Origin of the sequence: Vibrio sp. SBT000027, assembly GCF_963894355.1 — a bacterium.
Lineage (GTDB): Bacteria > Pseudomonadota > Gammaproteobacteria > Enterobacterales > Vibrionaceae > Vibrio > Vibrio splendidus.
Genome location: NZ_CAWQGD010000004.1, coordinates 596347 through 621807, shown reverse-complemented (window position 1 = coordinate 621807; position 25461 = coordinate 596347). Strand labels below are relative to the sequence as shown.

Genomic DNA, 25461 nt, shown 5'->3' with positions numbered 1-25461 from the left:
AACTATCAATTACTTAAAGAAATACCACCCTTATAAACATAGAAGTGACTCGCATTTTCAATACAACCATCATGGTATTTCATTAATGTTGAGCAGCGTCACTGTCCTGATTTTGGAGTTCGTATAGGAACAAAATTCTCAACAATTAAAAAGACATCTAATTTGTAGCAGACACAAAAAAAGCACTCCCTTTAAAGGAGTGCTTTTGAGCTTTTTTTACCTTGGTTTACTTACGAAATAAGTGCAATTAGATCTTCTTCCGTTCTTATTTCGATACCTAAATCTTGTGCTTTAGTCAGTTTAGAACCAGCGGCTTCACCAGCGAATAAGATATCCGTTTTCTTAGATACGCTACCGGTTACTTTCGCACCCAGAGCTTGCAGTGCTGCTTTGGCTTCACTACGACCTAATTTAGATAATGATCCCGTCAATACAACCACCTTACCTTCTAATGGCAGTTCTTGATCATCTGCAGCTTCTTCGATTGCAGGCCAGTTAACACCTAGATCTAACAACTGTTCGACTACAGCTCTGTTTTTCTCTTGTGAAAAGAAGCTCGTGAGGTGACTTGCTACGATGTCACCAATATCTGACACTTCAACCAACTGTTCATGAGTGGCAGCTTGAACCAACTCCAGCGTCTTAAAGTGTTGAGCTAAGTTCATAGCCGTCGCTTCGCCCACTTCTCGAATCCCTAGAGAATAAAGGAAACGCGCTAATGTCGTGTCTTTAGCTTTATTAAGCGCACTCACTACATTCTGTGCCGATTTAGGCCCCATGCGGTCAAGAACCGTAATCACGCCAGCGCTTAACTTAAAGAGATCGGCTGGAGTTTCTACCATTTCACGGTCTACAAGCTGCTCGATCACTTTTACGCCAAGACCATCAACATCCAGAGCCTTTCTAGACACAAAGTGCTTAAGCGCTTCTTTACGCTGTGCCTGACACACCAAACCGCCTGTACAACGCGCTACAGCCTCGCCTTCAACGCGTTCTACTGCAGAGTTACATACAGGGCAAGCATCAGGGAAAACAATGTCTCTAGCCGTTTCAGGGCGACGATCGAGTACAACAGCCACAATTTGCGGAATAACGTCACCGGCACGACGGATAATCACGCTATCGCCTACCTTCACACCTAAACGAGCGATCTCATCGGCATTGTGTAAAGTGGCATTACTAACCGTCACGCCGCCTACGAAGATAGGTTCCAGTTTAGCCACCGGCGTAATAGCGCCAGTACGGCCCACCTGAAACTCAACGTCATTGAGCAGGGTAATCTCTTCTTGAGCTGGGAACTTATAAGCAATTGCCCAACGTGGTGCTCTAGCAACAAAGCCAAGCACTTCTTGAGCCGCGATATCGTCGACTTTGATAACAACGCCATCAATCTCGTAAGCCAACGCATCACGACGAGTCATAATATCTTGGTAATAGGCTTTCACGTCTTCAAGAGAGGTCAGTTGCTTAGTCTCAGGGCACATAGGTAAGCCCCAACCTTTAAGCTGTAAAAAGCGTTGATAGTGACTATTTGATAGCTCAGCGCCTTGTACAACACCGACACTGTATGCGTAGAAAGCCAATGGACGTTTCGCTGTAATACGAGAATCAAGCTGACGCAGGCTACCTGCAGCGGCATTGCGTGGGTTAACAAAAACTTTGTCGCCCTTCTTCAAAGCCATCTCATTCAATTTATCGAAGCCTGCTTTGGGCATAAACACTTCACCACGAACCTCAATGCGTTCTGGCCAACCTTCGCCTTGCAACTTAAGCGGAATAGAGCTGATCGTTCGTACGTTTTCTGTGATGTTTTCGCCAGTAGCGCCATCACCACGCGTTGCTGCCTGAACTAAGGTGCCATTTACATAGAGTAGGCTTACCGCTAAGCCATCAAGCTTAGGTTCACAACAGAAAGTCTTAAGGTTTGCGGTTGGCGCTCTATCAGACATTCGCTTATTGAACGCATCTAAATCTTCATCAGAGAAAGCATTGTCCAGAGAAAGCATTGGGATCTCATGAGTCACTTGAGTGAAACCATCGAGAGGCTGACCACCAACACGTTGGCTCGGAGAATCTACCGTCACTAGCTCCGGGTTCTCTTCTTCGATCTTTAGCAATTGCTGCATTAATCGATCGTACTCGACATCAGGGATCTCAGGGCTATCTTCTACGTAATAACGAACGGCATGATAGTGCAGAGTTTCTCTTAACTGCTCTAAGGTAACTTGAATCGATTCTTTCATATCATTCTCTGTCGTGATTGAAATATCAAAAAGGGCTCCCTTAGGAGCCCTTTTCTATAAATATAGATTATTTACAAGGCTAAACAATACGGCTAGGCATTCGTAGCCGTCATAAAGTCTCTGATTTGCTTACGGTAGTCTGACAAACGATTGGGCGTCATTAAATTACGTGACTCGTCCAAAACGTTTCCGCCCATATCATCAGCAATTTTCTGAGCTGCACTCAGCATTACATTGAAGTTCTGATCAGCTTGACCGTAACAAGGCAGCGTCATGAAGAACGAAATACCTTTCGTTGTAAAGTCGGCGGGATCATCATGTTCTAGAGTTCCCGGCTGCATCATGTTCGCAACACTGAAAATAACTTTGGGCTCATCGCTAGATTGTGCAAAGCAATGGTAGATAGACATCTCACCATAAGTTAGGCCGTTATTCTCCATACTACGGAAAAGTTCAGTCCCTACAAACGGGATCTCTCCAGCACAGTGAACATTAAGAACAATCACTTCTAAGCCAAGTTCTTCATCTGGCTTAGCTTCTTCAACAGGCGCGGCGCTTTGTGGAGCAACGACCTCTTTCGAAACAAGCGGTTCACTTAGCGTCAATGATTCACTAGGAACGAGTGGCTCGGTAACCGAATCAGAAGCTTCTTCAAACGAACCGTACTGCTCTTGAAAACCAGCATGACTTTCTTTTTGCTCGTCAGTCAATTCAAAGCTTGGAACCTCTGGTTCAGTGGCCTCTTGTATGTCTTCAGGTTCACTCTCGATCTGAACTGGTTCTTCTTTAACACTGAAAGAAGGAAGATCATTCAATTCGATGTCGTCTTCGATAACTTCTTTCGTTTGTGGCGCAGTAAGTGGATCTGAGTCAATCAGCGGATCAGTCTCAGATGGTGAGACTGCAAAATCCGGCTCTTTACGCTCTTTTCGGATTATCTCAAAATCATCTTCTGGGGCGAATGAACGGTTTGGGATCGTTTCTGCTTCATCTAAGCTGTCGTTATCAAGCTTACCAAGCGGCTTATCTCCAAACTTTGCTTTCCCTTCTTTTTTACTCGTCCATAGACCATGGAACAATAATGCGGCGATAGCTAATGCGCCAACAATAATGAGTACAAATCGCAATTCCTGCATTTTTCGCTCTCAGCTTTCTTAGTCGACTAGCTATAAACACGCTGTCACTAAGTTGGGTTAATTTGGCTAATCTCACTACTCTATCAAAAGTAGCCACTGTTTTAGAACAACTTAATACAATTAGTTCCTTACATGGTGTGATTTTCACCACGCTTTTTTTCTTAATTTCGGTCTAGTACACTAGGGATGTTTGCTATTTAACCAAATTCACATGTGACCTAATTTAAATATGACTATTGAATCTGTTCCCCGCTCAGGCTTTGGCTATTTTATTTTCGGAATAAAAATCGCTTTGTCGCCGAGCATTCGTAAGTTTGTACTAATGCCACTTATTGCTAACGTGTTACTCGTTGGTGGTGCCTTGTTTTATATCTTCTCCAACCTAAACACTTGGATTGAGGGCTGGATTGGCGCATTACCAAGCTTTTTGTCGTGGTTGTCATACATTCTATGGCCACTACTTGTGTTAACCGTCTTAGCCACGTTTTCGTATTTCTTTAGTACGCTCGCTAACTTCATTGCCGCACCTTTCAATGGGTTGCTGGCAGAAAAGGTAGAAGAGCTACTCAGTGGCAAAAAAGTGAATGACGATGGTTTGCTGGATGCACTCAAAGATACTCCACGTATTTTAGCGAGAGAATGGCGCAAGCTTGTCTACATTCTGCCAAAAGCGATAGGTTTATTCCTACTTTTGTTAATTCCAGCACTAGGACAAACCGTTGCGCCGTTTTTATGGTTCATTTTCACAGCATGGATGTTAGCGATTCAGTACGCCGACTACCCATTTGATAACCATAAAATCAAATTTGATGATATGAGAAACAATTTGAAACAAAAACAAGGTAAGAGCTATAGCTTCGGTGCACTTGTGTCTGTTTTCACGACGATTCCAATTTTAAATCTGATCGTCATGCCCGTTGCCGTCTGCGGCGCTACTGCAATGTGGGTTGCTGAGTTTAAAGACCAAGCTCTGCGTTCTCGTCTATAACCTTCATTCTCTCTTTAACAACGCCTATCTTTTTGAAGTTCTGAACACAATAAAGATAGGCGTGAACTCTGCTACATATCTATATGATATAACTTTTTAATCCTTTTACCTTTTTTTCAACTTGTTTAATCTAAATTCAAGCTAAACAAACATCGAAAGACACTAGACGGTAAAGTGATTGATATACTACGTTTAGTTCTGTCATTAAATGAAGGAATATCGCATGAGCAAGATCTACGAAGACAACACCCTAACGATTGGTAACACACCGCTAGTCCGCCTTAACAAAGTAAGCAAAGGCAACGTTCTAGCTAAGATTGAAGCTCGTAACCCAAGTTTCAGCGTTAAGTGTCGTATCGGTTCAAACATGATCTGGGAAGCAGAAAAAGCAGGAACTTTAAAACCAGGTATCGAGCTTGTTGAACCTACCAGTGGTAATACAGGTGTTGCTCTTGCATTCGTAGCAGCCGCTCGCGGTTACAAGCTAACGCTAACGATGCCTGAGTCAATGAGCCTAGAGCGTCGTAAGTTGCTTAAAGCACTAGGTGCAAACTTAGTACTGACTGAAGCACCAAAAGGCATGAACGGCGCGATAGCTAAAGCAGAAGAAATTGTCGCTTCAGACCCAGAAAAGTATCTGCTACTTCAGCAATTCAACAACCCAGCTAACCCACAAATTCACGAGAAGACAACTGGCCCTGAAATTTGGGAAGCAACAGATGGCGAAATCGATGTATTTGTCGCTGGCGTAGGTACCGGCGGTACGCTTACTGGTACAAGCCGTTACATTAAAGGCGAGAAAGGTAAAGCGATCACTTCAGTAGCGGTTGAACCAGCAGAATCTCCAGTGATTGCACAAGCGCTTGCTGGCGAAGAAATCAAACCAGCCCCACACAAAATCCAAGGTATTGGTGCAGGCTTTATCCCTGGAAACCTAGATTTAGACCTTATCGACCGTGTAGAGCCAGTAACTTCTGAAGAAGCGATTGAGATGGCTCAACGCCTAATGAAAGAGGAAGGTATTCTTGCGGGCATCTCATCTGGCGCAGCGGTAGTAGCGGCGAACAGAATCGCGGAACTACCTGAATTTGCAGGAAAAACCATTGTCACCGTACTGCCAAGCTCTGGCGAACGTTACCTAAGTACAGCCCTATTTGCAGGCATCTTTACGGAGAAAGAGAACCAACAATAATATGTGGTCAAATCAATTTTTCGTCCAAAAAAGCCCCGTTTAGGGGCTTTTTTGTTGATCCCTGCCCCACCTTTGGTAATATCGGGTCTGTTTTATTTTTCGCTTCAAAATAAAAGAAGCAATAAACAAATTCTGAAAGTCATGAGTACTCAACAAAAGACGACCATGGCTGGATAAAAATTTATAACCAGTCTAAGTTCTAACACGAACATGGCGTACTAGCCTCTAGCGCATTTGGGCTAAAGCAGTTAAGCTAATCTGGTTACAAACTTACAAAAAATAAATTAATTGGGGTATATAAAATGTACGAGAAGCAAGTAGAAATCACAGCAGAAAACGGCCTTCACACACGTCCAGCTGCACAGTTCGTTAAAGAAGCAAAATCTTTCGATGCTGACATCACAGTGACTTCTAACGGCAAAAGCGCTAGCGCTAAAAGCCTGTTCAAGCTACAAACTTTAGGCCTAGTAAAAGGTACTAACGTTACTATTTCAGCTGAAGGCCCTCAAGCTCAGCAAGCAGTAGACCACCTAGTTGCTCTTATGGATCAACTACACTAATACGGTCTCCTTCTTTCAAAGCCATTTTGCACAGCAAAGTGGCTTTGTTCGAAATAGATAGCGATAAGCGCGACATTAGTCGACGACTTAAAGTCACACATTCTCCCGTTTACAGTTGAACAACTAAGGTAAGGCTATGATTTCAGGCATCCTAGCATCTCCTGGTATTGCTTTCGGTAAAGCACTACTACTTCAAGAAGATGAAATTGTCCTAAACACTCAATCTATCTCAGACGATCAAGTTGAAGCAGAAGTTCAGCGTTTTTTTGACGCTCGTAACAAATCTTCTCAACAACTTGAAGTTGTAAAGCAAAAAGCACTTGAAACTTTTGGCGAAGAAAAAGAAGCAATCTTTGAAGGCCATATCATGCTGCTTGAAGATGAAGAGCTAGAAGAAGAGATTTTAGCACTCATCAAGAAAGACAAAATGCACGCAGACAACGCGATCTACACAGTGATCGAAGAGCAAGCTGTTGCACTTGAGTCACTTGATGATGAGTACCTAAAAGAACGTGCGACTGATATCCGTGATATCGGTACTCGCTTCGTTAAAAATGCACTAGGCATTAACATTGTGTCTCTAGCAGATATCAATGAACAAGTTATCCTAGTTGCTTACGACCTAACGCCATCTGAAACTGCACAAATCAACCTAGACTACGTTCTTGGTTTTGCTTGTGACATCGGCGGTCGTACATCTCATACTTCAATCATGGCACGTTCACTTGAGCTTCCAGCTATCGTTGGTACTAACGATATCACTAAGCAAGTTAAGAACGGCGACATGCTTGTGCTAGACGCGATGAACAATAAGATCATCATCAACCCTTCTGACGCTGAATTAGCAGAAGCTAAGAAAATCAAATCTGATTTTGAAGCAGAAGCGGCTGAACTAGCAAAACTTAAAGACCTACCAGCTATCACACTTGATAACCATCAAGTAGAAGTTTGCGGCAACATCGGTACAGTTAAAGACTGTGACGGTATCCTGCGTAACGGTGGCGAAGGTGTTGGTCTGTACCGTACTGAATTCCTATTCATGGACCGTACTGCACTTCCTACTGAAGAAGAGCAATACGTTGCTTACAAAGAAGTAGCTGAAGCAATGCACGGTGAGTCAGTGATTATCCGTACTATGGATATCGGTGGCGATAAAGATCTACCATACATGGATCTTCCACAAGAGATGAACCCTTTCCTAGGCTGGCGTGCAGTACGTATCAGCTTGGATCGTCGTGAAATCTTACGTGACCAACTACGCGGCATTCTTCGTGCATCTGCACACGGTAAGCTACGTATCATGTTCCCAATGATCATTTCTATCGAAGAGATCCGTGAACTGAAAAAAGCAATCGAAGAGTACAAAGTTGAACTTCGCGCTGAAGGTCATGCTTTCGATGAAGACATCGAAATTGGCGTAATGGTTGAGACTCCAGCAGCTGCTGCAATCGCACACCACCTTGCTAAAGAAGTGGCTTTCTTCTCTATCGGTACTAACGATCTAACGCAATACACTCTTGCAGTTGACCGTGGTAACGAGATGATTTCTCACCTTTACAACCCACTGTCTCCAGCGGTTCTTCTTGTAATCAAGCAAGTAATCGATGCTTCTCATAAAGAAGGCAAATGGACAGGTATGTGTGGCGAGCTAGCAGGCGATGAGCGTGCAACTCTACTTCTTCTTGGTATGGGTCTAGATGAGTTCTCTATGAGCGGTATCTCTATCCCTAAAGTTAAGAAAGTAATCCGTAACTCTAACTTCGCAGAAGTTAAAGCTATGGCTGACGAAGCGCTATCTCTACCTACAGCTGCAGAAATTGAAGCTTGCGTAGAAAAATTCATCGCTGAGAAAACTCAGTAATCACCAAGAGCTTAATAAAGTTAGACGGCTAAAAATAGTCGTCTAATTTGTTAGATTGGTATAGTATATTCTACAGAATAAAACTAAACGTTAGGAGCATGACACAATGGGTCTGTTTGACAAACTGAAAAAGCTTGTATCTGATGACAGCGCTGATGCTGGTGCAATCGAAATCATCGCACCTCTTTCTGGTGAAATCGTAAACATCGAAGACGTGCCAGATGTAGTTTTCGCTGAAAAAATCGTTGGTGACGGCATCGCTATCAAACCAGCTGGCGATAAAATGGTAGCTCCAGTTAACGGTACTATCGGTAAGATCTTCGAAACTAACCACGCATTCTCTATCGAGTCTGACGACGGTGTTGAGCTTTTCGTTCACTTCGGTATCGATACTGTTGAACTTAAAGGCGAAGGCTTCACTCGTGTTGCTGAAGAAGGTCAATCTGTTAAAGCTGGTGACACTATCATCACTTTCGACCTAGCGCTTCTAGAAGAGAAAGCGAAATCTACGCTTACTCCAGTTGTTATCTCTAACATGGACGAAATCAAGGAGCTGAACAAGCTTTCTGGTTCTGTAACTGTTGGCGAAACTCCAGTTCTTAAAGTAACTAAGTAATCTCGATTACTTAACTGCTTTAATTAAAACGCTACCTAAGGGTGGCGTTTTTTGTGCCTGCTATATTTGTTCAATACCTCAGATAGGCATTACTGACTATCACACCGAAACCCTTCTCCTAGCTCCCTCAACCAATGACAACTACACTGACCGTTTGTCCCCTGCTATCCGACCTAGTTTTTTACTAAACGTTGTTATGCGCTATTCAAGGCATTTCGCCTATACATCAAATTACACTTGTGAATTTTAACAAACAGGGATCTCTGATATCTCGTTCTACTCGATTCTGAGATGACGACTAAAGACTTCGATTCAGGTAGGCAATAAGTCAAATACCTCTCTATAGCCGTCATTCCCTACAGTGAGGAACGAACGTGATAGGGAATCTCGCTTTTGCTTCTATTAACCAGCATTGCACTTTTCCAAATACACCTTCGCCAAATTGCAGGCAATAAAAAACCCAGCCGAAGCTGGGTCTGTTTAGCGCTCATCTCTCACCACGAGCTAATTTGTGGAAGCCTAACGTTAACGTTTATGATTCAATAACGCTTAATAAGTCAACGTGGCTTTTTAATCGATTAACCTAGTAGGCTAAGTGCCGAGTTCGGAGCTTGCTTCGCTTGAGCAAGGATCGAGCTTGAAGCTTGAGAAAGGATCTGAGACTTAGTCATCTGAGTCGTTTCTTTCGCGAAATCGGTATCTTTAATACGGCTCTTAGATGCGTTAACGTTCTCGTTAATGTTGTCTAAGTTGCTGATAGCGTGGTCGAAACGGTTTTGGAAAGCACCCAGTTCAGCACGGTGGCTATCTACATACTTAAGTGCCGCATCGATTACTGCTACAGACTCTTGTGCGCCGCCAACTGATGTTACGTCGATAGTATCAACCGTTACATCTTTGCCAGGTTGCATGCCTAGTTCGCCAGCAAGGCTGCCAGAGAATGCCACTTCGCCTTCAACTTTGTTGTTACCAGTAAACATTTGTAGCTTACCGTCTTCAGTTACAGACGCTTTAACAGAGTCTTGTTGACCGTTGATGTACGTTGCTAGCTCTTCGATGTCATCGCCCGCTTTCGCAGACACATCGATTTCTTGTGCTTGGCCGAAGTTATCAGTGAACGACATTTTTAGGTCGTTTGCGCCAGCTTGAACGTTCCAGTCTTTGTCTTTTGCGTTCTCAGTTTGGTAGCTCTTACCACCCATCTGAGCGTTATCAGAGCGCATGTCTTTCAGTTGAAGCATTACCGCTTCACCGTTGTCCGCACCGATTTGGAATGATTTAGTACCGTGAGTACCGTTAAGCAGCTTGTTACCACCAAAAGACGTCGTTTCCGCGATACGGTTTAGTTCGTCGTTCAGTGCTGTTACTTCTTCTTGAATCGCTACACGCTCAGATTTTGAGTTTGAGCCGTTTGAAGATTGTAGAGACAAATCACGCATACGTTGCAGGATGTTCGTTGTCTCGTTCATTGCACCTTCAGCAGTTTGTGCAATAGAGATACCGTCGTTCGCGTTACGTACAGCAACATCAAGACCACGACTCTGAACGTTCAAACGGTTCGATATTTGTAGGCCCGCAGCGTCATCTTTCGCGCTGTTGATTTTAGAGCCTGAAGCTAGACGCTCCATTGATGTTTGTTGTGCGCTGTTTGCGTTGTTTAGGTAACGTTGCGCTGTCATCGCTGAAACGTTTGTATTTACATTCACTGCCATGGTGACTTCTCCAATTGATTTTCCGGTATAGCGGTTTCCGACGTCTCGGAAAACCAAGTAGTTATCTCTAAGTTACTATTAATAACGGCGTGAATGCTGAAACCTTTAGGAAAAAAACAACAAAATTAACGAAATAGAGAGAAAGGGGAAGAAAGCGTGACTGGCAGTGAAATTATCAAAAAAAGATGAGAAAAACACTAAAGTTGTCGATAAGTCGGTCGAGCGAAAAGTTGTGCTTTTATTAACCAAAGGGCTTTAGTTAAGCTGAATTGCCTTTATAAGATTCGAAGTGATTTATTAACCTAACAAGGTTAAGGCAAGATTGGGCGCTTGCTTAGCTTGAGCCAAAATAGTGGTACTGACTTGTTGCAGTATTTGTTGCTTGAGCATTTGAGTGGTTTCTTTAGCGTAGTCGGTATCTTTGATTCGGCTGTTGGATGTCGCCAAGTTCTCATGAACATTTTCAAGGTTATTGATGGCATGATCAAAACGATTTTGCATTGCCCCTAGTTCAGAACGATGACTATCAACATACTTCATCGCTGTATCCAAAATAGAGACAGCACGCTGCGCGCCACCTACATCAGTGACATTGATGTCATCGACTGATTCGTAATAACCCGCCGACATCGAAAGCTCACTGGCTAACGAACCTGAGAAAGAGATCGTGCCTGCAGTGTCTTCGCCAGACATATAGATCTGAAGCTGTCCTTCATCATTGACGGAAGCAGAGACGAGATCCGTTTGACCATTAATATAAGTCGCCAACTCTTCAATATCATCGCCCGCTTTCGCGTTGATGGTGATCTCTTGTGGTTGACCAAAACGGTCGGTAAACGACATCGTCATATCATTCTGGTTGGATTTGACTGCCCACGCGTCACTTGCCATGCCATTGGCGACATAGCTAAAACCACCCATGTTGATGTCATCGGTACGCATATTTTTCAAACCTATCTGCACCGCTTCACCAGAACTGCCACCGATTTGAAATGAAGAACTACCAAAGCTACCGTTAAGGAGTTTTTTACCACCAAACGAGGTGGTTTCAGCAATTCGATTCAACTCATCATTTAGAGCTGTCACTTCTTCTTGAATAGCGGTCCTTTCCGACTGGCTATTCGAGCCATTACTCGCCTGCAGTGACAAATCTCGCATACGCTGCATGATATTGGTGGTTTCATTCATCGCTCCTTCTGCTGTCTGCATAATGGAGATACCATCGTTAGCATTACGAACAGCAACATCAATGCCACTCATCTGTGCTTCTAATCGATTCGAGATTTGTAAGCCAGCCGCATCGTCTTTTGCACTATTAATACGGCTCCCTGAAGCTAAGCGCTCCAAAGATTGATTCAGCATGTTATTAGCATTAGAGAGGTTTCTCTGAGCTACTAAAGCTGAGACATTTGTATTAACAGTTATAGCCATAGACCTTCACTTACAAAAATATGAATAAAACTCACGATTGCTCTTATATCGACCCGTTCATCTAAAGCTTTAATAAAAAAAGGAGCCCTGAGGCTCCCGTTCTTTACTGCATACGAGGTGATTTACTTAATCGTTAATGCACTCAACATGTCAGTCGAAGGCGCAAAGTAGTAAGCGCCTGTCACTGCTTTAGTAAAGCGAAGCAGTTGGTCTGTTTTACCATCTGTTACGCCGTACATGTTCTCTAGCATCGCATCGAAGTTATGACGAACATTACAGTAAGCAATGAACAGTAAGCCGTGATCGCCCGTAGCGGTACCGTAAGGTAGGCTGTGACGAACAATCTTAAGACCCTTGCCTTCTTCTTTGATATCTACGCGACCAACGTGAGACGCCGCTGGAACATCATCTAGCTCGATAGAGTCCGGTTTAGTGCGGCCAACCACTTTCTCTTGTGCTGAGACATTCAATCGATTCCAAGCCGGCAGGTTGTGCACAAAACGCTGCACCATCACATAACTACCACCAGCGAATTCACCTTCAGGAACAATCGCTACTTCAGCGCGCTGTGCGTCTTTTGGGTTTTCAGTGCCATCAACGAAATCAGTCATGTCACGAGAATCTAGGAAGCGGTAACCGTAGGTTTCATCAACTACTTCAACGTCCACAGCTACTTCAGATAGCAATTTACGTAAGATAAAGAAGTGCAGGTCATGTCGATTTGAATGGCAGTGAATCAGAACATCAGACAATGTGCTCGGTGCAGTGACATCACCTTCACCAAGCGCAGGGAAATCAATCAAATCAGAGGGAGCAGCTTGCTCGAACTTATCCCAAAAAGCTTTTGAAAACGCAACCGATGCCGTTAAGTTTGCGTCTGGTTGAGTTTGGTTTAGTTCGTCGATTAAACTCGGAAGCTTTTGAAGTTCCGCTAATACGTTAGCAGCGTTCTCATTCACTTTTAGTTGAACATAAAGAGCGAAAGGCCCTGCTTCTGGCAAGATAGCACTTTGAATTTTAGGCTGCTCATTTGAGGTGTTAAGCATAGATTAATCCTTTCATTTTTAGCTTCTTAGTATAATTGTGAATGGGGCAAATGTTTTGATGAAAATCAGTCTTCGTGCTCAACCACTTTAAAGCAATCCCTGGCGGCATGGCTATTGGTTAGATAAAGCGCTAACCATAGGAGCAACAATAGGGTGATAGCATTAGACCAACGGAACCATCCGTTATCTAAATAGATTAAATAAAGTGTATGGGTTCCTTGTGCCAAGATAGCCATCATGGAGACCCAACGTCCCCATGAAACCACTTTATTAAGGCGCTTTCTATCTGGTGATCTGAGTCCAAACAACCACATGAGTAACAAGCTCGGAATACTCAATGCAATCCCAACATAAAACATTTGATGATCTGGATAGATGATTTCGAGGATATCAGTGCCCGACTCTCGGCTTGCACCTGCAACAATGAAAACGACCAAAGCTTTCGCCAGAAATAGCCAACCTAACCATAATAGGATTGGGGCTTTTAAAAAGCCGTGCTTGTCGTATTGTTCTATGGAGTACCGCACAAATCTCACTTTCACTTATTTTCAAACCAACACTTTAACGCAAATCATTCATACTTAACTAGGTTTGCGTTATCTTATTGGTTAATCCGTTTTAATTATCGAACTCAGTATGAAAAAGAAAACTAATACACCATCTGTTGAATCTCAACAAGAAGCACTGAAGATAGCCAAAGCGACGCAAAAGCCAGCTCAAACCAAAGAACAAACCAAGTTGATTGCTCAAGGTATCGAGAAAGGCATCGCACTCTATAAAAAGCAGCAGAAAGAACGTGGCCGCCAAGCCGATAAAGCTAAAAAGCGCGTACAGAAAGAGAAGCAGACTCTACAAGCGAACCAAGACCAAGAACAGAATGTCGACTCGAATAATGAAACAACATCAAATCACGCCAGTAAATTGCCGTGGTTATTATTGTTCGCAAGCTGGATAGGCTTCGCGATTTATTTGATGAAATAACAGGATAAGCGTATGAAAAAGGAATTAGTCGCTTTGGCTATGAGTAGCGTGTTACTCGGTTGCACGACACCGACATCAACGCCTCATAGCGAAGCTGCCAACGTGCAAATGGATTACCATGGCGTGATTAATATCGATAAATGTCAGTATAAAGGGGAAGTCACTGGCAGCGAGGGCCATTGGTATAGTTACCTGTTTTACCCAAATGACACCTTGATTCAGGGCGCGATGAATGAGCTCAAGTCAAATACGATTGAGCTAGGTGCAGATACCGTGATATTTACACTTCCCCAAGACTTTTCCACTTCCGTGACTATGTTGGGCACTGCCTATTTGTGTAAGTAGTTAGAAACTGTGTAAGTAGGTAGAAATATAGTTAGACAGCTCAGCGCTCAAATGAGCGAGAGGCTACCTCTTCTATTTCTACTTCTACTTCTACTGCAAAAAAGAAAGCCAGCTTTCGCTGGCTTATGCACTAAATCCAAGGCTTATTGCTATATCGCCTTTACGCTGGATAACCCATTGACTGTCAAATGGACCCCAGTCGGATAACTGGTAATAGCCATCATTATGACGTCGCCCATCTTGAACAAACATAAGTTCGATACCGATCCCCGGTAACGCCTTGAGTACATCTTGAATAGTACGACGAGGCCAACCCGTTTTTTCGATGAGTTTAGGCACATTTGGCCTATCAAGGCTTTCCACTAACAATGCTAAATATAGCCGCCTTGCAAAAACAGGACTCAACTCCATTGACACCTCCTATATATGTGCAACTCAATTATTTCTTTTTTCGCTGACAACATGTTGAGGTTGATCAATAAGTCTCCAATAGTGACATTTTCTTACTGTTTTTTTTCACTCTATGAAATATTCCTCACTCTATTTTGTCTGAATTGCAGCTTCCTGATAGGATTCAACTCATAACAACGAAATAAAATCACCCAAAGGAAGAACAATGACTATCACTATGTTTGGCATTCCGAACTGCGACACCATTAAAAAAGCAAAGAAATGGCTCGAAGCTGAAGGAATCAAGTTCGAATTTCACGATTATCGCAAACAAGGCATCACTGAAGAGTTGGTTACGACCTTCTGTTCAGAACTTGGCTGGGAACTTGTATTGAACAAACGTGGTACGACTTATCGCCAACTTTCACAAGAACAGAAAGATACATTAACGGAAGACAAAGCCGTGACTCTGCTTGTTGAACAACCAGCAATGATTAAGCGACCAATACTAAAAGTAGACGGTAAGCTTCATATCGGATTTAAAGCAGACCAATACGCCTCTATTTTTGCTTAGAGCACTGTATTTAGATAGACAGACTACTGGACGTTGATCATTAAATCAGCGCCCTAAAAATTAATGACTAGACGTTTTATTTAAACAAGGAATTCAAGGATGACAGATAGCCCAACTTTGGCTCTGGCAAAAGACCTCATTAGCCGCCAATCAGTAACCCCTGAAGATGCAGGCTGCCAAGATTTAATGATTGAACGCTTAAAAGCACTCGGCTTCGAAATCGAAGTGATGGTATTTGAAGATACGACGAACTTTTGGGCTCGCCGTGGTACAGAGGCGCCTCTATTTGCCTTTGCAGGCCACACCGATGTTGTACCTGCAGGCCCGATTGAACAGTGGCACACCAAGCCATTCGAACCGACTATCGTAGATGGTTTCCTACACGGTCGCGGCGCGGCAGACATGAAAGGCTCTTTGGCTTCAATGATCGTTGCTGTAGAGCAGTTCATTGCTAAACACCCAGACCACACAGGCTCAATCGGTTTCCTTATCACGTCAGATGAAGAAGGCCCTTTCATCAACGGTACAGTCCGTGTTGTTGAAGCACTAATGGCCCGTGGTGAAAACATCGATATGTGTATTGTTGGTGAACCATCAAGTACTGAGTATGTTGGTGACGTTGTGAAGAACGGCCGTCGTGGTTCTATTACTGGCGATCTCACGATTAAAGGCACACAAGGTCATGTTGCCTACCCTCACCTAGCGAACAATCCAGTACACAGCTCTCTACTTGCGATCAACGAACTGGCAACGACCGAGTGGGACAAAGGTAATGACTACTTCCCACCAACCAGCTTCCAGATCCCAAATGTAAGTGCGGGCACGGGTGCGTCAAACGTCATTCCTGGTGAATTTAATGTTCAGTTTAATCTTCGCTTTAGTACAGAATTAAACAACGACATCATCGTTGAACGAATCACAAAGACGCTCGACAAGTATGATTTCGAATACGATTTGAAATGGACATTCAATGGCGACCCGTTCTTAACAGACGCAGGCTCACTGCTTGATGCTATTGTTGATGCCGTTGGCCACGTTAATGACGTAAAACCAGCACTACTGACTACAGGTGGTACATCTGACGGACGCTTTATTGCGCGCATGAAAGGGCAAGTCGTAGAGCTAGGTCCGGTTAATGCAACCATTCACAAGGTTAACGAATGCGTGAAAGTGGCTGACTTAGAGAAGCTAACCGACATGTATGAGAGAACATTAGTGAACCTGTTCGCTAAATAGTTTTTTCATCAGCGATTGATAGCATCTAATTATTGAGAGACGCGTTATGACACCAGAGCAGCTTACCGGGCAATCAGATTCTCATCTGGAACCTAACCTGATTGGCACCAAGACATTCTTGGTTCACTGTGATGTCAAAGATGACCTAAACAGTTTGATTGAAGCTGCTCAACTCGCTGGCTTTAAAATGGAGATTGCCAGTGGCTTTCGCGACTATGAAAGGCAATCTCTAATTTGGAACCGTAAGTTTTCTGGTGAAGCACCAATATTAGACTCAGAAAGCCAACTACTGGATGCCTCAACACTCAGTGAACAGCAAAAGTTGTCAGCGATACTGAGGTGGTCTGCACTGCCTGGGGCGAGTCGTCACCATTGGGGTTGTGACTTTGATGTCTTTGCTCGTAATCACTTACCTGAAGGCACACAGCTGCAACTGGAACCATGGGAATACCTTATTGGCCACCAGCAAGCGTTTTACCAATGGCTTTATGCCAATGCATCTCAATTTGGGTTCTTCTTTCCGTACAGCCAAGACCTCGGCGGTGTGGCGATAGAACCTTGGCATATCAGCCATCGAAAAGTATCGGAGTTGTGTTTATCACAGTTATCTCCCTCTTTACTTGGCAAGCAACTCCAATCTAAGCCAATATTAGGGTATGAGATTATTATGGAGCAGCTAGACGAGATCTATGCGCGCTTCGTGGCGAATATCAGTCATTAGGAGCGCATATGTTGGAGTGGCTTACAAACCCTTGGGTGATCATCATCATCGTGGTTAGTGTTGTGGTGGGTAATATTGCTGCGCTCAAACAGACCGCCAATATGGATCTGACAGGTCGTAACAAAACAGAGAAAGACTTAGACAAGCTCAATCAATTGGATAAACAGAACCAAGAGAAAGCTCAAAAAGATGAGTCTACGGACAACAAAGACGCTTAATTTTGTAGCTCTAAGGAGCCAATCTAATTTGCTAATAATCCGCTGACGACTAATCAACGAATACAAAAAAGAGGACACAATGTGTCCTCTTTTTTATTGGCTTTAGCTAACCACAGGGCTGATATGACTTACTCTGTGGTTTTTCAGCTATGCTCACTCAGCTTACTTACTCTGCATCAGCTTCTTTGTCATCTTTGGTTTGGTCAGCAACATGTGCTAATACCGGTACCATTGACTTCAGTAGCTCTTCTTCTACTGGCTTACCTGATGCATCCGTTACGTTAATTGACGTACGGTTACCAAGATCACCAAACAAGAAGGTGTAAGTGCCTGGAGCCAAATCAATGGGTTGTAGGCCAATTGTCTCCCAGAATTCATCATCTGGCGCAGCATACTTAGCTTTTACAGTACCTTGAGACTGGTTACGCTCTTCAAGCTCAAAGCCCATCGTCGGTAGCAAGGTAGGCAAACGCTGCCACAATACATTGTATGGAGTACGAGCAATGATCACTGGGAAGCCACTACGGTCGGCACCCATTGAGATTGGAATGCGTTTAACCAGCTCTTGTGCTTTCAACGCTGCTTCAGCACGAAGGTTTTCATCGTATTTTGCCATCACTAGGTTCGTTAAGAACGCGTTATAACGCTCCTTATTGGTTGCCGATACCGGCTTCTCTTCAGAGCCTTCACGCCAATCGATAAGGTTGATCTTGAAGCCATGGCGGTTGTTCGCTTGGAAACGAGAGATAGAGTAGCGACTGCCGATCTCTACTTCTTCATCTTCAGAAACCCAAGTAACCCAATCGGTCTCAATATCGTTTTCTGACTGTTCACGAATACCAATGCCACGTTGTGCCAGCATATCTACAGCCGTTTGCCACACGCGGTCTGCCTCTTCAGCACGAAGAAGCCATAGTGTCACTTCACCATTCTGACGTTCAGCTCGAGCACCAGGGATCAGCTCAAGAACCTGTTGCGGCGGACGAATATCCACTTCACGGCCTGTACCACCACTGAACTCACCGCTTGGGATGTCAAAATTTGGATAGAACTGAGGTTGAGCATCTTCAGGCAGCTGCCATTGTGAAAACTCAGGTGTTTCTAAGTATTCGAAATCATCTTTGGCTTGGCGACGTTGAGTCGGGCTGCCAGAACATGCTGTAAGAACGAAAACAGCCAGTGATCCAATCACTAGCTGGTGAGAATACTTCATTTATACTCCTAAATGCCGAAGGTTCACTTCGGCATCACTTCATACGTTTTTAGTAAATGCACGCTTCAGTCATTGCTTGAGCAACAACGGGTTGAGCTGGCTTTGACAATTCAGTCAACGGTAGACGTAAGCCACCTTCAGCAATCAGACCCATTTTATGAACCGCCCATTTTACGGGAATAGGGTTGGACTCAACGAACAAATTCTTATGTAGAGGCATTAAACGCTCATTGATCGCTTCTGCTTCTTCAAACTTGCCTTCTTTCGCTAACTTGAACATGGTTGCCATATCAGCGGCTGCAACATTGTTTGTTACAGAGATCACGCCATCGCCACCACGCTTAACAAATTCTAGACCTGTTAAGTCATCACCACTTAGTAAGATAAAATCTTCGCCACAAAGTTCACGGTGAATTGCAATTCTGTCGAGATCACCCGTCGCATCTTTAAGTGCAACGATGTTTTCGATCTCAGCAAGGCGAGCAACCGTTTCAGGTAACAAGTCTACAGCAGTACGACCTGGTACATTGTATAGGATTTGTGGAACGTCACTGACTTCAGCAATCGCTTTGTAGTGTTGGTACAAACCTTCTTGAGTCGGTTTGTTGTAGTAAGGCGTTACGCTCAGGCAACCAGCAATACCAGAACCATTCAGCAAACGGCTGAATAGAACAGATTCGTGAGTTGCATTTGCACCTGTACCAGCGATAACGGGAATACGACCATCAGCAAATTCAACGATCTTATTGACGACTTTGACATGCTCTTCAATAGTGAGTGTTGAAGACTCACCTGTTGTGCCAACCGCAACCAGACCATCACTACCTGCAGCAACATGGTGCTCAACTAACTTTTTAAGGCTGTCGAAATCCACTTCACCATCTGTATTAAATGGCGTAACTAGCGCAACGATACTTCCTGAAAACATGTCTATCTCCCTTAATTTATTCTTTTTGCATGTTACTGTAAGCCAATCAATAAACACAAGACATTAAAGTGGCTTACCGGCAACATCTGCATTAAATATTGTCGTATGTTTGAGGTAAAACGACTTCTAACGGCGTTCTACCGAGAATTTGGGTAACCTGCGTTCAATCTAGCGGATAGCACAGCACTGGATGTCAGTAGCAAGTAAGCTGTGCTCTCACCACTCAATCTCATTTTTTAACGCTCTCGATATTCTTATCATTGGTTGCATGTTAGAAGCAAGGTGCCTCATAAAAAGCCCCGTACGCACGCTTATTCCACGAGCTAACTGTGCTAACATGCATGAATCAATGGAATATAAAGAGACGTGATTTTATGACTCAACATCTAGTAATCACAGCTGTGGGCACAGATCGCCCAGGTGTATGCAACCAAGTGGTTCATTTAGTCACCCAATCAGGCTGTAACATTATTGATAGCCGTATCGCTCTATTTGGCGAAGAATTTACGCTTATCATGCTACTGTCTGGAAAGGCAAACAACATCACCCGCGTTGAAACCACCCTGCCCTTGCTTGGACAAGAGCACGACTTGATTACGATTATGAAGCGAACCTCAACTCATGATGTTATTGAGAACTCTTACACAGTAGAGGTGTTCGTTGAGTCAGACGATAAAATCGGCCTTACCGAGCAGTTCACTCAGTTCTTTGCTGACCGCAACATAGGACTCGACTCGCTGAGCGCCCGAACCATCAATAAATCTAAAGTTCAGCTCGACAACGACCAATTCCATATCTCTATTACCGCTTCTGTGCAATCAGAATGTAATTTGATGCAGCTACAAGAAGAATTTGACGCGCTGTGTCAGAGCCTATCCGTACAAGGCTCGCTCAACTTTATCAAAAACAGTTTTTAAAAAGGAAATATCATGAATACGCTAACGGCTGGTGTTCCAGCACCTGCTTTTTCTCTTCCTGATCAAGATGGCAATATCGTATCTCTTGGTGACTTCAAAGGTAAAAAAGTCCTTTTCTATTTTTACCCAAAAGCAATGACTCCAGGTTGTATTGTGCAAGCTGAAGGTCTGCGTGATATCAAAGCACAACTTGATGACCTAAATGTGGTTGTTCTAGGTGTGAGTGTTGATCCAGTAAAACGCCTACCAAATTTCGTCGAGAAGAAATCTCTAAACTTCACACTGCTATCAGATGAAGACCACAGCGTTGCTGAGCAGTTTGGTGTTTGGGGAGAGAAGAAATTCATGGGCAAAGTGTACGACGGTCTGCACCGTATTAGCTTCCTAATTGATGAAGAAGGTCAGATTGAACACGTCTTCAACAAGTTCAAGACTAAGACTCACCACGAAGTGGTTCTAGGCTACTTCAATCCAGAAGCTTAATGCTGTTTCTAGTGAATTGATGACCTAATTTCATACCTAGATGATCTAAGTTCACAATTGACTAATCCAAATACAAAAAGGCCGAATATCATGGATATTCGGCCTTTTTAATACTTACTCAACTGTATTGATCTTCAATTACGATTGATGCTCGGGGTCATCGTCGAGAGCATGACTCGGTAAAGCATTCCAAACCGCTTTTACCAGCGTAGCAAGCGGGATAGCAAAGAACACGCCCCAGAATCCCCACAGTCCGCCAAACACCAATACCGCAACAATAATCGCGACTGGGTGCAGATTCACTGCTTCAGAGAACAAAACCGGAACGAGCACGTTGCCATCTAGCGCTTGGATAATACCGTAAGCCAATAACAGCCAGTAGAACTGAGGCTCTAATCCCCACTGGAACAGGCCAACAATCGCAACTGGAACGGTCACAGCTGCCGCACCGATATAAGGAATCAGTACCGAGAAGCCCACCGCGACAGCCAGCAGAGCTGAATAACGTAAATCTAGAATCGCAAAGGTCACGTAGCTGACACCACCGACGATCAAGATCTCAAGTACCTTGCCGCGAATATAGTTCGAGATTTGTTGGTTCATCTCAACCCAAACCTTGGTCGCTAGACGACGATTTTTCGGTAGCACACCACTCGCCATGCTGATCATCTCTTCTTTATCTTTTAGTAAGAAGAAGATCAACAGTGGCACAAGAATCAAGTAAACCGCAAGCGTAGCCAAGCTCACAAGGGAAGCTAAAGAACCTTTAACAACACTTTCACCAAAACCTAATGCTTTATTTTTCGCGTTAGACACAATCGATTCAACGATCTGCAAGTTTGCTAACTCAGGATAGCGCTCAGGAATGGTCGCGATGAACTTCTGTAAGCCGCCATACATACTTGGAATATCATTGATGAGATTACCCACTTGCTCCCAAATGGTAGGCACTAAGCCAAACAGCGCCAGCAACATCAGGCTAAAGAACATCATGATGACTAGCATCACCGATGGCGTTCTTGGAACACCGAGTCTTTGGAGTTGGGTAACCGGCCACTCAAGCAAATAAGCCAATACAATAGCCACCAACAATGGCGCGATGAGATGACCAAAGAAGTAGATCGTAATAAAGCCGAAGAGAATGATGGCAACCAAACTGACAGCATGGGGATCAGAGAAACGTCGTTTATACCAACGATTGACCATTTCAAGCATCTGACTGCAATTCCTTTTTAGTGACGAGGAGATGATAGTAATTAGAGCAAACCTCAGTGATGACGTCATAGGCTTGCTTAGACAAAAAAGTAACAATATCTTTCATTGAGCTGTTATCAGAGACATAAATTGACAATGATTGCCCTACTTCTAACTTTACACTGTGACGCTTGGCTAATAATAGTGCCATTGGACAGCGCTCTTGGCGTAAATCTAGAATATTAGGTGTCATTCTTGAGCTCGATGCTTATTATAAGGGTCGTATTGTAATCTGTTTTTGAAAACGCGCCATCATTCATTCATCTTCCTTCATGATAGCGCACGCACTCGGCAAAGGTTACATCAGATAAAGAACCAATTTGCATTGCACTTGTCTTACTGTCAGAAGAAACGGAGTATTACTGACTAATATGTTTAAACGCGCTCGCTCAATCGCTTGCTTATGCATCGCAGCTACATTAAGCACCCCAACGTTGGCGAATACCAACAGTTTGGAGCTACCCGATATCGGCACCGCTGCTGGCGGCACCCTCACTATCGACCAAGAACTTATCTATGGTGATGCCTACATGCGCATCATCAGAAGCAGCCAGCCTATCGTAAACGACCCGGTTCTCAACCAGTACATTGATACGCTTGGCCATCGTCTTGTCGCAAGCGCGAATGATGTCAAGACACCTTTCCAGTTCTTTATGATCCGAGACCGCAACATCAACGCCTTTGCATTCTTTGGTGGTTATGTTGCTTTGCACTCAGGTCTGTTCCTGCATGCACAATCTGAAAGTGAGTTGGCTTCAGTATTAGCGCACGAAATCGCGCACGTTACCCAACGTCACTTAGCGCGTAGTATGGAAGATCAAGCGCGTCGTTCTCCAGCAACCATCGCAGCGCTAGCAGCCTCTGTATTATTGGCCATTGCAGCACCTGAAGCAGGTATCGCAGCTCTAACTGCCACAACCGCTGGTAACATGCAGAGCCAGATCAACTACACCCGTAGTAATGAAAAAGAAGCTGACCGCTTTGGTATCAATACACTGGCGAAAGCAGGGTTCGATGTGAATGCGATGCCGCGTTTCTTCGGTCGTTTGGCTGATGAATACCGCTATGCAAGCACACCACCCCCAATGTTGCTGACTCACCCATTACCAGAAGATCGAATCACCGATTCACGCGCTCGCGCTCGCAGCTATCCGCCACTTAAACTGGCTCCATCACTGGATTACCATCTAGCAAGAGCTCGCATTGTCGCGCGCTATGCGGGCATTAATAACGATGCTGCTCTAGATTGGTTTGAACGTAAGCTGAAGAAAGCACCTAAAGCCTTGGTTCCATCATTAGAGTATGGCCAAGCACTGGTTTACTTAGATTCTAAAAAATTAGATAAAGCTGAGCCGATTCTGACCAAGCTCATCAACAGCGATCCAACCAACCTGTTTTATCTAGATGCCATTTCAGACCTCCATATTGAACAGAAAAAGCCTGAGATTGCGATTAAAGAACTCGAATCAGCACTGGTTCGCCAACCAAACAACCCTGTTCTAACCATTAACTACGCCAATGCGCTGATTGAAAATGAAGACCTACAGGAAGCCGTTCGCGTGTTGCAACGTTACACGCACGATAACCCGAACGACACCAACGGCTGGCACCTACTTTCAAAAGTAAATACAAGCCTTGGTAATAGCGACGAAGAACTGGCTGCTCGTGCAGAGATCTTGGCACTGCAAGCCAACTGGAACAAAGCGATTCAGTACTATACGCAGGCTAGTCAAATCGCAGAGCTCGGCAGCCTAAAACAAGCACGTTACGACGCCCGAATTGATCAACTAATGATTCAGCGTGAACGCTTCTTGTCGTTACAGTAAGTGTATTTATTGGCAGCGGTTCGTTGTCAGAAGAAAAAGAAAGCTCAACGTTACATAGTAAAGAAGCCACTCAAGTGGCTTCAACTGAACAATTGCTTCAACTGAACAATTAAATCAAAAATAATAATGAGGAAGAACCATGTCCGTCGTGATTTATCACAACCCACGCTGCTCAAAGAGCCGTCAAACTCTAGAACTGCTTGAAACAAACGGCGTACAGCCAGAAGTTATCAAATACCTAGATACGCCTTTAACTATCGAGCAACTTAAAGTGCTTTTCACGCAGCTTGGTTTTGACAGTGTTCGCGAAATGATGCGCACCAAAGAAGCGGATTACAAAGAGGCAAATCTTGGCGATGCATCGGTTACCGATGAAGATCTATTCTCAGCAATGGCGACAAATCCAAAACTGTTTGAACGCCCTGTTGTTGTTGCGAACAACAAAGCAAAGATTGGTCGTCCACCAGAGCAAGTGCTAGAGATTCTGTAAGCCGATATGAGCATCAACATTCTTGTTCTCTACTACAGCCGCCACGGCAACACACGAGCGCTAGCAAGGCAAATTGCACGAGGGGTTGAATCTATCCCTAACTGCGAAGCCATGCTAAGAACCGTGAACGACGTATACACAGCAGAAGAGCAGCCTGATTCGCGTTATCAGCCGACCGATCCTATCGCGACATTGCAAGAGCTCCGTTCTTGCGATGGTTTAGCACTAGGCAGTCCGGTTTGGTTTGGCAACATGGCTGGACCTATGAAGCACTTTTGGGACAGCACAACATCACTGTGGATTAATGGCGATCTGATCGATAAGCCAGCTTGCGTGTTTACCTCTTCTTCATCACTGCATGGCGGGCAAGAGACCACACAACAAAGCATGATGTTGCCACTGCTTCACCATGGCATGTTAGTGGTGGGTATCCCCTACTCAGAACCTGCGCTGCACACCACTCAAACTGGTGGCACACCCTATGGTGCGAGTAGTACCGGAGAGAGCGCTTCATTAAGCAAAGATGAAATTGAGTTGGCGCAAAACCTAGGCAAACGCCTAGCGCGCATCGCAATAAACCAGAAGGGAATTTCTCAATGATGTATATGCCAGAGAAGGCGATGTCTCCCACAACCAAGCTATTCCGCTACCTTGCTTTAGCGGGCAACTTGTCGCTTTTATTCTGGGTGATTGCTTGGCAGATGACACTTTCGCCGCACCCTCATCTAAGTAATGTAACGCTTGCGATCGCTTGGGCTATACCGCTGTTACTGCCATTACCGGGCATTCTTGCAGGTAAACCTTATACGCATGCTTGGGCGAACTTTGTCTTAATGCTCTACTTCCTACACGCATTAACTATTTTGTATGTAGACGGTGGCGAGCGCTTATTAGCGGCTGTAGAACTGCTTCTGACGACTCTAGGCTTCGCGGGCAATATCTTATTTACTCGCTTTCGAGCCAAAGAATTAGGCATCAAACTTAAGCGCCTTTCTGAAGTAGAAAAGACCGAGAAAGCTAAGTTCGAGCAGTAACCTGGATTAGGTTGTCCTGATCTAGTATCAATAGAAAAAAGTGACAACAAACAAAAAGCCCTGCGA

The 25461-nt window shown here is 44.1% G+C and carries 28 protein-coding genes; 17 read left to right on the top strand and 11 right to left on the bottom strand.

Annotated features, from left to right (window positions below):
- Positions 1-230: 230 nt before the first annotated feature.
- Both ligA and zipA read right to left on the bottom strand, forming a co-directional pair.
- Positions 231-2243 (bottom strand): NAD-dependent DNA ligase LigA, encoded by a 2013-nt coding sequence (ligA, locus tag AACU28_RS12745; protein WP_121603026.1) that lies wholly within the window; start codon positions 2241-2243, stop codon positions 231-233.
- Positions 2244-2335: 92 nt separating this feature from the next.
- Positions 2336-3379: a cell division protein ZipA gene (gene zipA / locus AACU28_RS12740; RefSeq protein WP_121603025.1), complete on the bottom strand. Its 1044-nt coding sequence runs from the start codon at positions 3377-3379 to the stop codon at positions 2336-2338.
- 229 nt (positions 3380-3608) lie between these two features.
- Here zipA and cysZ point away from each other — a divergent pair, with 229 nt between their 5' ends.
- The 5 genes from cysZ (at position 3609) to crr (ending at position 8596) form a co-directional block, all read left to right on the top strand.
- Positions 3609-4367 carry a sulfate transporter CysZ gene (gene cysZ, locus AACU28_RS12735; protein ID WP_004734260.1) on the top strand — a complete coding sequence of 253 codons (759 nt, stop codon included), beginning with the start codon at positions 3609-3611 and terminating at the stop codon, positions 4365-4367.
- A gap of 223 nt (positions 4368-4590) precedes the next feature.
- Complete coding sequence (cysK, locus tag AACU28_RS12730; RefSeq protein ID WP_017079444.1) at positions 4591-5559, top strand: cysteine synthase A; 969 nt, start codon at positions 4591-4593, stop codon at positions 5557-5559.
- 302 nt (positions 5560-5861) lie between these two features.
- Positions 5862-6119, top strand: coding sequence for an HPr family phosphocarrier protein (locus AACU28_RS12725; protein WP_004734263.1), 258 nt, complete (start codon positions 5862-5864; stop codon positions 6117-6119).
- A 136-nt stretch (positions 6120-6255) separates the two neighbouring features.
- Positions 6256-7980, top strand: a complete 1725-nt coding sequence (gene ptsI / locus AACU28_RS12720) for a phosphoenolpyruvate-protein phosphotransferase PtsI (protein WP_017079443.1) — start codon at positions 6256-6258, stop codon at positions 7978-7980.
- A 106-nt stretch (positions 7981-8086) separates the two neighbouring features.
- Positions 8087-8596: a PTS glucose transporter subunit IIA gene (crr, locus tag AACU28_RS12715; protein WP_004737851.1), complete on the top strand. Its 510-nt coding sequence runs from the start codon at positions 8087-8089 to the stop codon at positions 8594-8596.
- Between the two features lie 578 nt (positions 8597-9174).
- Here the strand turns inward: crr and AACU28_RS12710 are convergent.
- The 4 genes from AACU28_RS12710 to AACU28_RS12695 form a co-directional block, all read right to left on the bottom strand.
- Positions 9175-10308: a flagellin gene (locus AACU28_RS12710; RefSeq protein ID WP_004736189.1), complete on the bottom strand. Its 1134-nt coding sequence runs from the start codon at positions 10306-10308 to the stop codon at positions 9175-9177.
- A gap of 297 nt (positions 10309-10605) precedes the next feature.
- Positions 10606-11739: a flagellin gene (locus AACU28_RS12705; RefSeq protein ID WP_104215879.1), complete on the bottom strand. Its 1134-nt coding sequence runs from the start codon at positions 11737-11739 to the stop codon at positions 10606-10608.
- A gap of 122 nt (positions 11740-11861) precedes the next feature.
- Entirely contained in the window at positions 11862-12785 is a 924-nt protein-coding gene (locus AACU28_RS12700) for a Dyp-type peroxidase (protein ID WP_121603024.1), read from the bottom strand.
- Positions 12786-12850: 65 nt separating this feature from the next.
- Positions 12851-13312, bottom strand: coding sequence for a DUF2919 domain-containing protein (locus AACU28_RS12695; protein WP_029222110.1), 462 nt, complete (start codon positions 13310-13312; stop codon positions 12851-12853).
- 109 nt (positions 13313-13421) lie between these two features.
- Here AACU28_RS12695 and AACU28_RS12690 point away from each other — a divergent pair, with 109 nt between their 5' ends.
- Positions 13422-13766: a DUF2956 domain-containing protein gene (locus AACU28_RS12690; protein WP_054541672.1), complete on the top strand. Its 345-nt coding sequence runs from the start codon at positions 13422-13424 to the stop codon at positions 13764-13766.
- A gap of 12 nt (positions 13767-13778) precedes the next feature.
- On the top strand, positions 13779-14111 hold the full coding sequence (locus AACU28_RS12685; protein ID WP_017086263.1) for a DUF4156 domain-containing protein: 333 nt from the start codon (positions 13779-13781) through the stop codon (positions 14109-14111).
- A 123-nt stretch (positions 14112-14234) separates the two neighbouring features.
- On the opposite strand, the gene AACU28_RS12680 is transcribed toward AACU28_RS12685, so the two are convergent.
- Entirely contained in the window at positions 14235-14522 is a 288-nt protein-coding gene (locus AACU28_RS12680) for a winged helix-turn-helix domain-containing protein (RefSeq protein WP_029224613.1), read from the bottom strand.
- 205 nt (positions 14523-14727) lie between these two features.
- On the opposite strand from AACU28_RS12680, the gene AACU28_RS12675 reads away from it, so the two are divergent.
- The 4 genes from AACU28_RS12675 to AACU28_RS12660 all read left to right on the top strand — a co-directional run bounded on the left by AACU28_RS12675 (position 14728) and on the right by AACU28_RS12660 (position 17250).
- Positions 14728-15075, top strand: coding sequence for an ArsC family reductase (locus AACU28_RS12675; protein ID WP_121603023.1), 348 nt, complete (start codon positions 14728-14730; stop codon positions 15073-15075).
- Between the two features lie 99 nt (positions 15076-15174).
- On the top strand, positions 15175-16311 hold the full coding sequence (dapE, locus tag AACU28_RS12670; protein WP_121603022.1) for a succinyl-diaminopimelate desuccinylase: 1137 nt from the start codon (positions 15175-15177) through the stop codon (positions 16309-16311).
- Between the two features lie 46 nt (positions 16312-16357).
- Positions 16358-17032 (top strand): M15 family metallopeptidase, encoded by a 675-nt coding sequence (locus AACU28_RS12665; protein ID WP_121603021.1) that lies wholly within the window; start codon positions 16358-16360, stop codon positions 17030-17032.
- A gap of 8 nt (positions 17033-17040) precedes the next feature.
- Complete coding sequence (locus AACU28_RS12660) at positions 17041-17250, top strand: DUF2897 family protein (RefSeq protein ID WP_004734277.1); 210 nt, start codon at positions 17041-17043, stop codon at positions 17248-17250.
- A 166-nt stretch (positions 17251-17416) separates the two neighbouring features.
- On the opposite strand, the gene bamC is transcribed toward AACU28_RS12660, so the two are convergent.
- Together bamC and dapA are read right to left on the bottom strand one after the other, a co-directional pair.
- Positions 17417-18463, bottom strand: a complete 1047-nt coding sequence (gene bamC / locus AACU28_RS12655; RefSeq protein ID WP_017084128.1) for an outer membrane protein assembly factor BamC — start codon at positions 18461-18463, stop codon at positions 17417-17419.
- 49 nt (positions 18464-18512) lie between these two features.
- Positions 18513-19391 (bottom strand): 4-hydroxy-tetrahydrodipicolinate synthase, encoded by an 879-nt coding sequence (gene dapA, locus AACU28_RS12650; RefSeq protein WP_004734279.1) that lies wholly within the window; start codon positions 19389-19391, stop codon positions 18513-18515.
- A 374-nt stretch (positions 19392-19765) separates the two neighbouring features.
- Between dapA and AACU28_RS12645 the strand changes: the two genes are divergently transcribed.
- Positions 19766-20308, top strand: coding sequence for a glycine cleavage system protein R (locus AACU28_RS12645; RefSeq protein ID WP_017079431.1), 543 nt, complete (start codon positions 19766-19768; stop codon positions 20306-20308).
- A gap of 12 nt (positions 20309-20320) precedes the next feature.
- Positions 20321-20791: a thioredoxin-dependent thiol peroxidase gene (bcp, locus tag AACU28_RS12640; protein WP_065681342.1), complete on the top strand. Its 471-nt coding sequence runs from the start codon at positions 20321-20323 to the stop codon at positions 20789-20791.
- Positions 20792-20929: 138 nt separating this feature from the next.
- Here bcp and AACU28_RS12635 read toward each other — a convergent pair whose 3' ends face one another.
- Both AACU28_RS12635 and AACU28_RS12630 read right to left on the bottom strand, forming a co-directional pair.
- Positions 20930-22006: an AI-2E family transporter gene (locus AACU28_RS12635; RefSeq protein ID WP_017084129.1), complete on the bottom strand. Its 1077-nt coding sequence runs from the start codon at positions 22004-22006 to the stop codon at positions 20930-20932.
- Entirely contained in the window at positions 21999-22238 is a 240-nt protein-coding gene (locus AACU28_RS12630; RefSeq protein WP_004734311.1) for a sulfurtransferase TusA family protein, read from the bottom strand. The genes AACU28_RS12635 and AACU28_RS12630 overlap by 8 nt, the downstream gene beginning before the upstream one ends.
- 178 nt (positions 22239-22416) lie before the next feature.
- Between AACU28_RS12630 and AACU28_RS12625 the strand changes: the two genes are divergently transcribed.
- From AACU28_RS12625 to AACU28_RS12610, 4 genes are all read left to right on the top strand, one after another.
- Complete coding sequence (locus AACU28_RS12625) at positions 22417-23871, top strand: beta-barrel assembly-enhancing protease (protein ID WP_004734312.1); 1455 nt, start codon at positions 22417-22419, stop codon at positions 23869-23871.
- Positions 23872-24010: 139 nt separating this feature from the next.
- Positions 24011-24361 carry an arsenate reductase (glutaredoxin) gene (arsC, locus tag AACU28_RS12620; protein ID WP_017084132.1) on the top strand — a complete coding sequence of 117 codons (351 nt, stop codon included), beginning with the start codon at positions 24011-24013 and terminating at the stop codon, positions 24359-24361.
- 6 nt (positions 24362-24367) lie between these two features.
- On the top strand, positions 24368-24961 hold the full coding sequence (gene wrbA, locus AACU28_RS12615; RefSeq protein ID WP_017084133.1) for an NAD(P)H:quinone oxidoreductase: 594 nt from the start codon (positions 24368-24370) through the stop codon (positions 24959-24961).
- Complete coding sequence (locus AACU28_RS12610) at positions 24958-25395, top strand: DUF2069 domain-containing protein (RefSeq protein WP_004734315.1); 438 nt, start codon at positions 24958-24960, stop codon at positions 25393-25395. Before wrbA ends, AACU28_RS12610 begins: the two co-directional genes overlap by 4 nt.
- Positions 25396-25461 lie beyond the last annotated feature (66 nt).

What these genes read in the sequence shown, in the direction of transcription:
- ligA (WP_121603026.1), bottom strand. Translation starts at nt 2,243, where the DNA reads ATGAAAGAATCGATTCAAGTTACCTTAGAGCAGTTAAGAGAAACTCTG.
- zipA (WP_121603025.1), bottom strand. Translation starts at nt 3,379, where the DNA reads ATGCAGGAATTGCGATTTGTACTCATTATTGTTGGCGCATTAGCTATC.
- cysZ (WP_004734260.1), top strand. Translation starts at nt 3,609, where the DNA reads ATGACTATTGAATCTGTTCCCCGCTCAGGCTTTGGCTATTTTATTTTC.
- cysK (WP_017079444.1), top strand. Translation starts at nt 4,591, where the DNA reads ATGAGCAAGATCTACGAAGACAACACCCTAACGATTGGTAACACACCG.
- AACU28_RS12725 (WP_004734263.1), top strand. Translation starts at nt 5,862, where the DNA reads ATGTACGAGAAGCAAGTAGAAATCACAGCAGAAAACGGCCTTCACACA.
- ptsI (WP_017079443.1), top strand. Translation starts at nt 6,256, where the DNA reads ATGATTTCAGGCATCCTAGCATCTCCTGGTATTGCTTTCGGTAAAGCA.
- crr (WP_004737851.1), top strand. Translation starts at nt 8,087, where the DNA reads ATGGGTCTGTTTGACAAACTGAAAAAGCTTGTATCTGATGACAGCGCT.
- AACU28_RS12710 (WP_004736189.1), bottom strand. Translation starts at nt 10,308, where the DNA reads ATGGCAGTGAATGTAAATACAAACGTTTCAGCGATGACAGCGCAACGT.
- AACU28_RS12705 (WP_104215879.1), bottom strand. Translation starts at nt 11,739, where the DNA reads ATGGCTATAACTGTTAATACAAATGTCTCAGCTTTAGTAGCTCAGAGA.
- AACU28_RS12700 (WP_121603024.1), bottom strand. Translation starts at nt 12,785, where the DNA reads ATGCTTAACACCTCAAATGAGCAGCCTAAAATTCAAAGTGCTATCTTG.
- AACU28_RS12690 (WP_054541672.1), top strand. Translation starts at nt 13,422, where the DNA reads ATGAAAAAGAAAACTAATACACCATCTGTTGAATCTCAACAAGAAGCA.
- AACU28_RS12685 (WP_017086263.1), top strand. Translation starts at nt 13,779, where the DNA reads ATGAAAAAGGAATTAGTCGCTTTGGCTATGAGTAGCGTGTTACTCGGT.
- AACU28_RS12680 (WP_029224613.1), bottom strand. Translation starts at nt 14,522, where the DNA reads ATGGAGTTGAGTCCTGTTTTTGCAAGGCGGCTATATTTAGCATTGTTA.
- AACU28_RS12675 (WP_121603023.1), top strand. Translation starts at nt 14,728, where the DNA reads ATGACTATCACTATGTTTGGCATTCCGAACTGCGACACCATTAAAAAA.
- dapE (WP_121603022.1), top strand. Translation starts at nt 15,175, where the DNA reads ATGACAGATAGCCCAACTTTGGCTCTGGCAAAAGACCTCATTAGCCGC.
- AACU28_RS12665 (WP_121603021.1), top strand. Translation starts at nt 16,358, where the DNA reads ATGACACCAGAGCAGCTTACCGGGCAATCAGATTCTCATCTGGAACCT.
- AACU28_RS12660 (WP_004734277.1), top strand. Translation starts at nt 17,041, where the DNA reads ATGTTGGAGTGGCTTACAAACCCTTGGGTGATCATCATCATCGTGGTT.
- bamC (WP_017084128.1), bottom strand. Translation starts at nt 18,463, where the DNA reads ATGAAGTATTCTCACCAGCTAGTGATTGGATCACTGGCTGTTTTCGTT.
- dapA (WP_004734279.1), bottom strand. Translation starts at nt 19,391, where the DNA reads ATGTTTTCAGGAAGTATCGTTGCGCTAGTTACGCCATTTAATACAGAT.
- AACU28_RS12645 (WP_017079431.1), top strand. Translation starts at nt 19,766, where the DNA reads ATGACTCAACATCTAGTAATCACAGCTGTGGGCACAGATCGCCCAGGT.
- bcp (WP_065681342.1), top strand. Translation starts at nt 20,321, where the DNA reads ATGAATACGCTAACGGCTGGTGTTCCAGCACCTGCTTTTTCTCTTCCT.
- AACU28_RS12635 (WP_017084129.1), bottom strand. Translation starts at nt 22,006, where the DNA reads ATGCTTGAAATGGTCAATCGTTGGTATAAACGACGTTTCTCTGATCCC.
- AACU28_RS12630 (WP_004734311.1), bottom strand. Translation starts at nt 22,238, where the DNA reads ATGACACCTAATATTCTAGATTTACGCCAAGAGCGCTGTCCAATGGCA.
- AACU28_RS12625 (WP_004734312.1), top strand. Translation starts at nt 22,417, where the DNA reads ATGTTTAAACGCGCTCGCTCAATCGCTTGCTTATGCATCGCAGCTACA.
- arsC (WP_017084132.1), top strand. Translation starts at nt 24,011, where the DNA reads ATGTCCGTCGTGATTTATCACAACCCACGCTGCTCAAAGAGCCGTCAA.
- wrbA (WP_017084133.1), top strand. Translation starts at nt 24,368, where the DNA reads ATGAGCATCAACATTCTTGTTCTCTACTACAGCCGCCACGGCAACACA.
- AACU28_RS12610 (WP_004734315.1), top strand. Translation starts at nt 24,958, where the DNA reads ATGATGTATATGCCAGAGAAGGCGATGTCTCCCACAACCAAGCTATTC.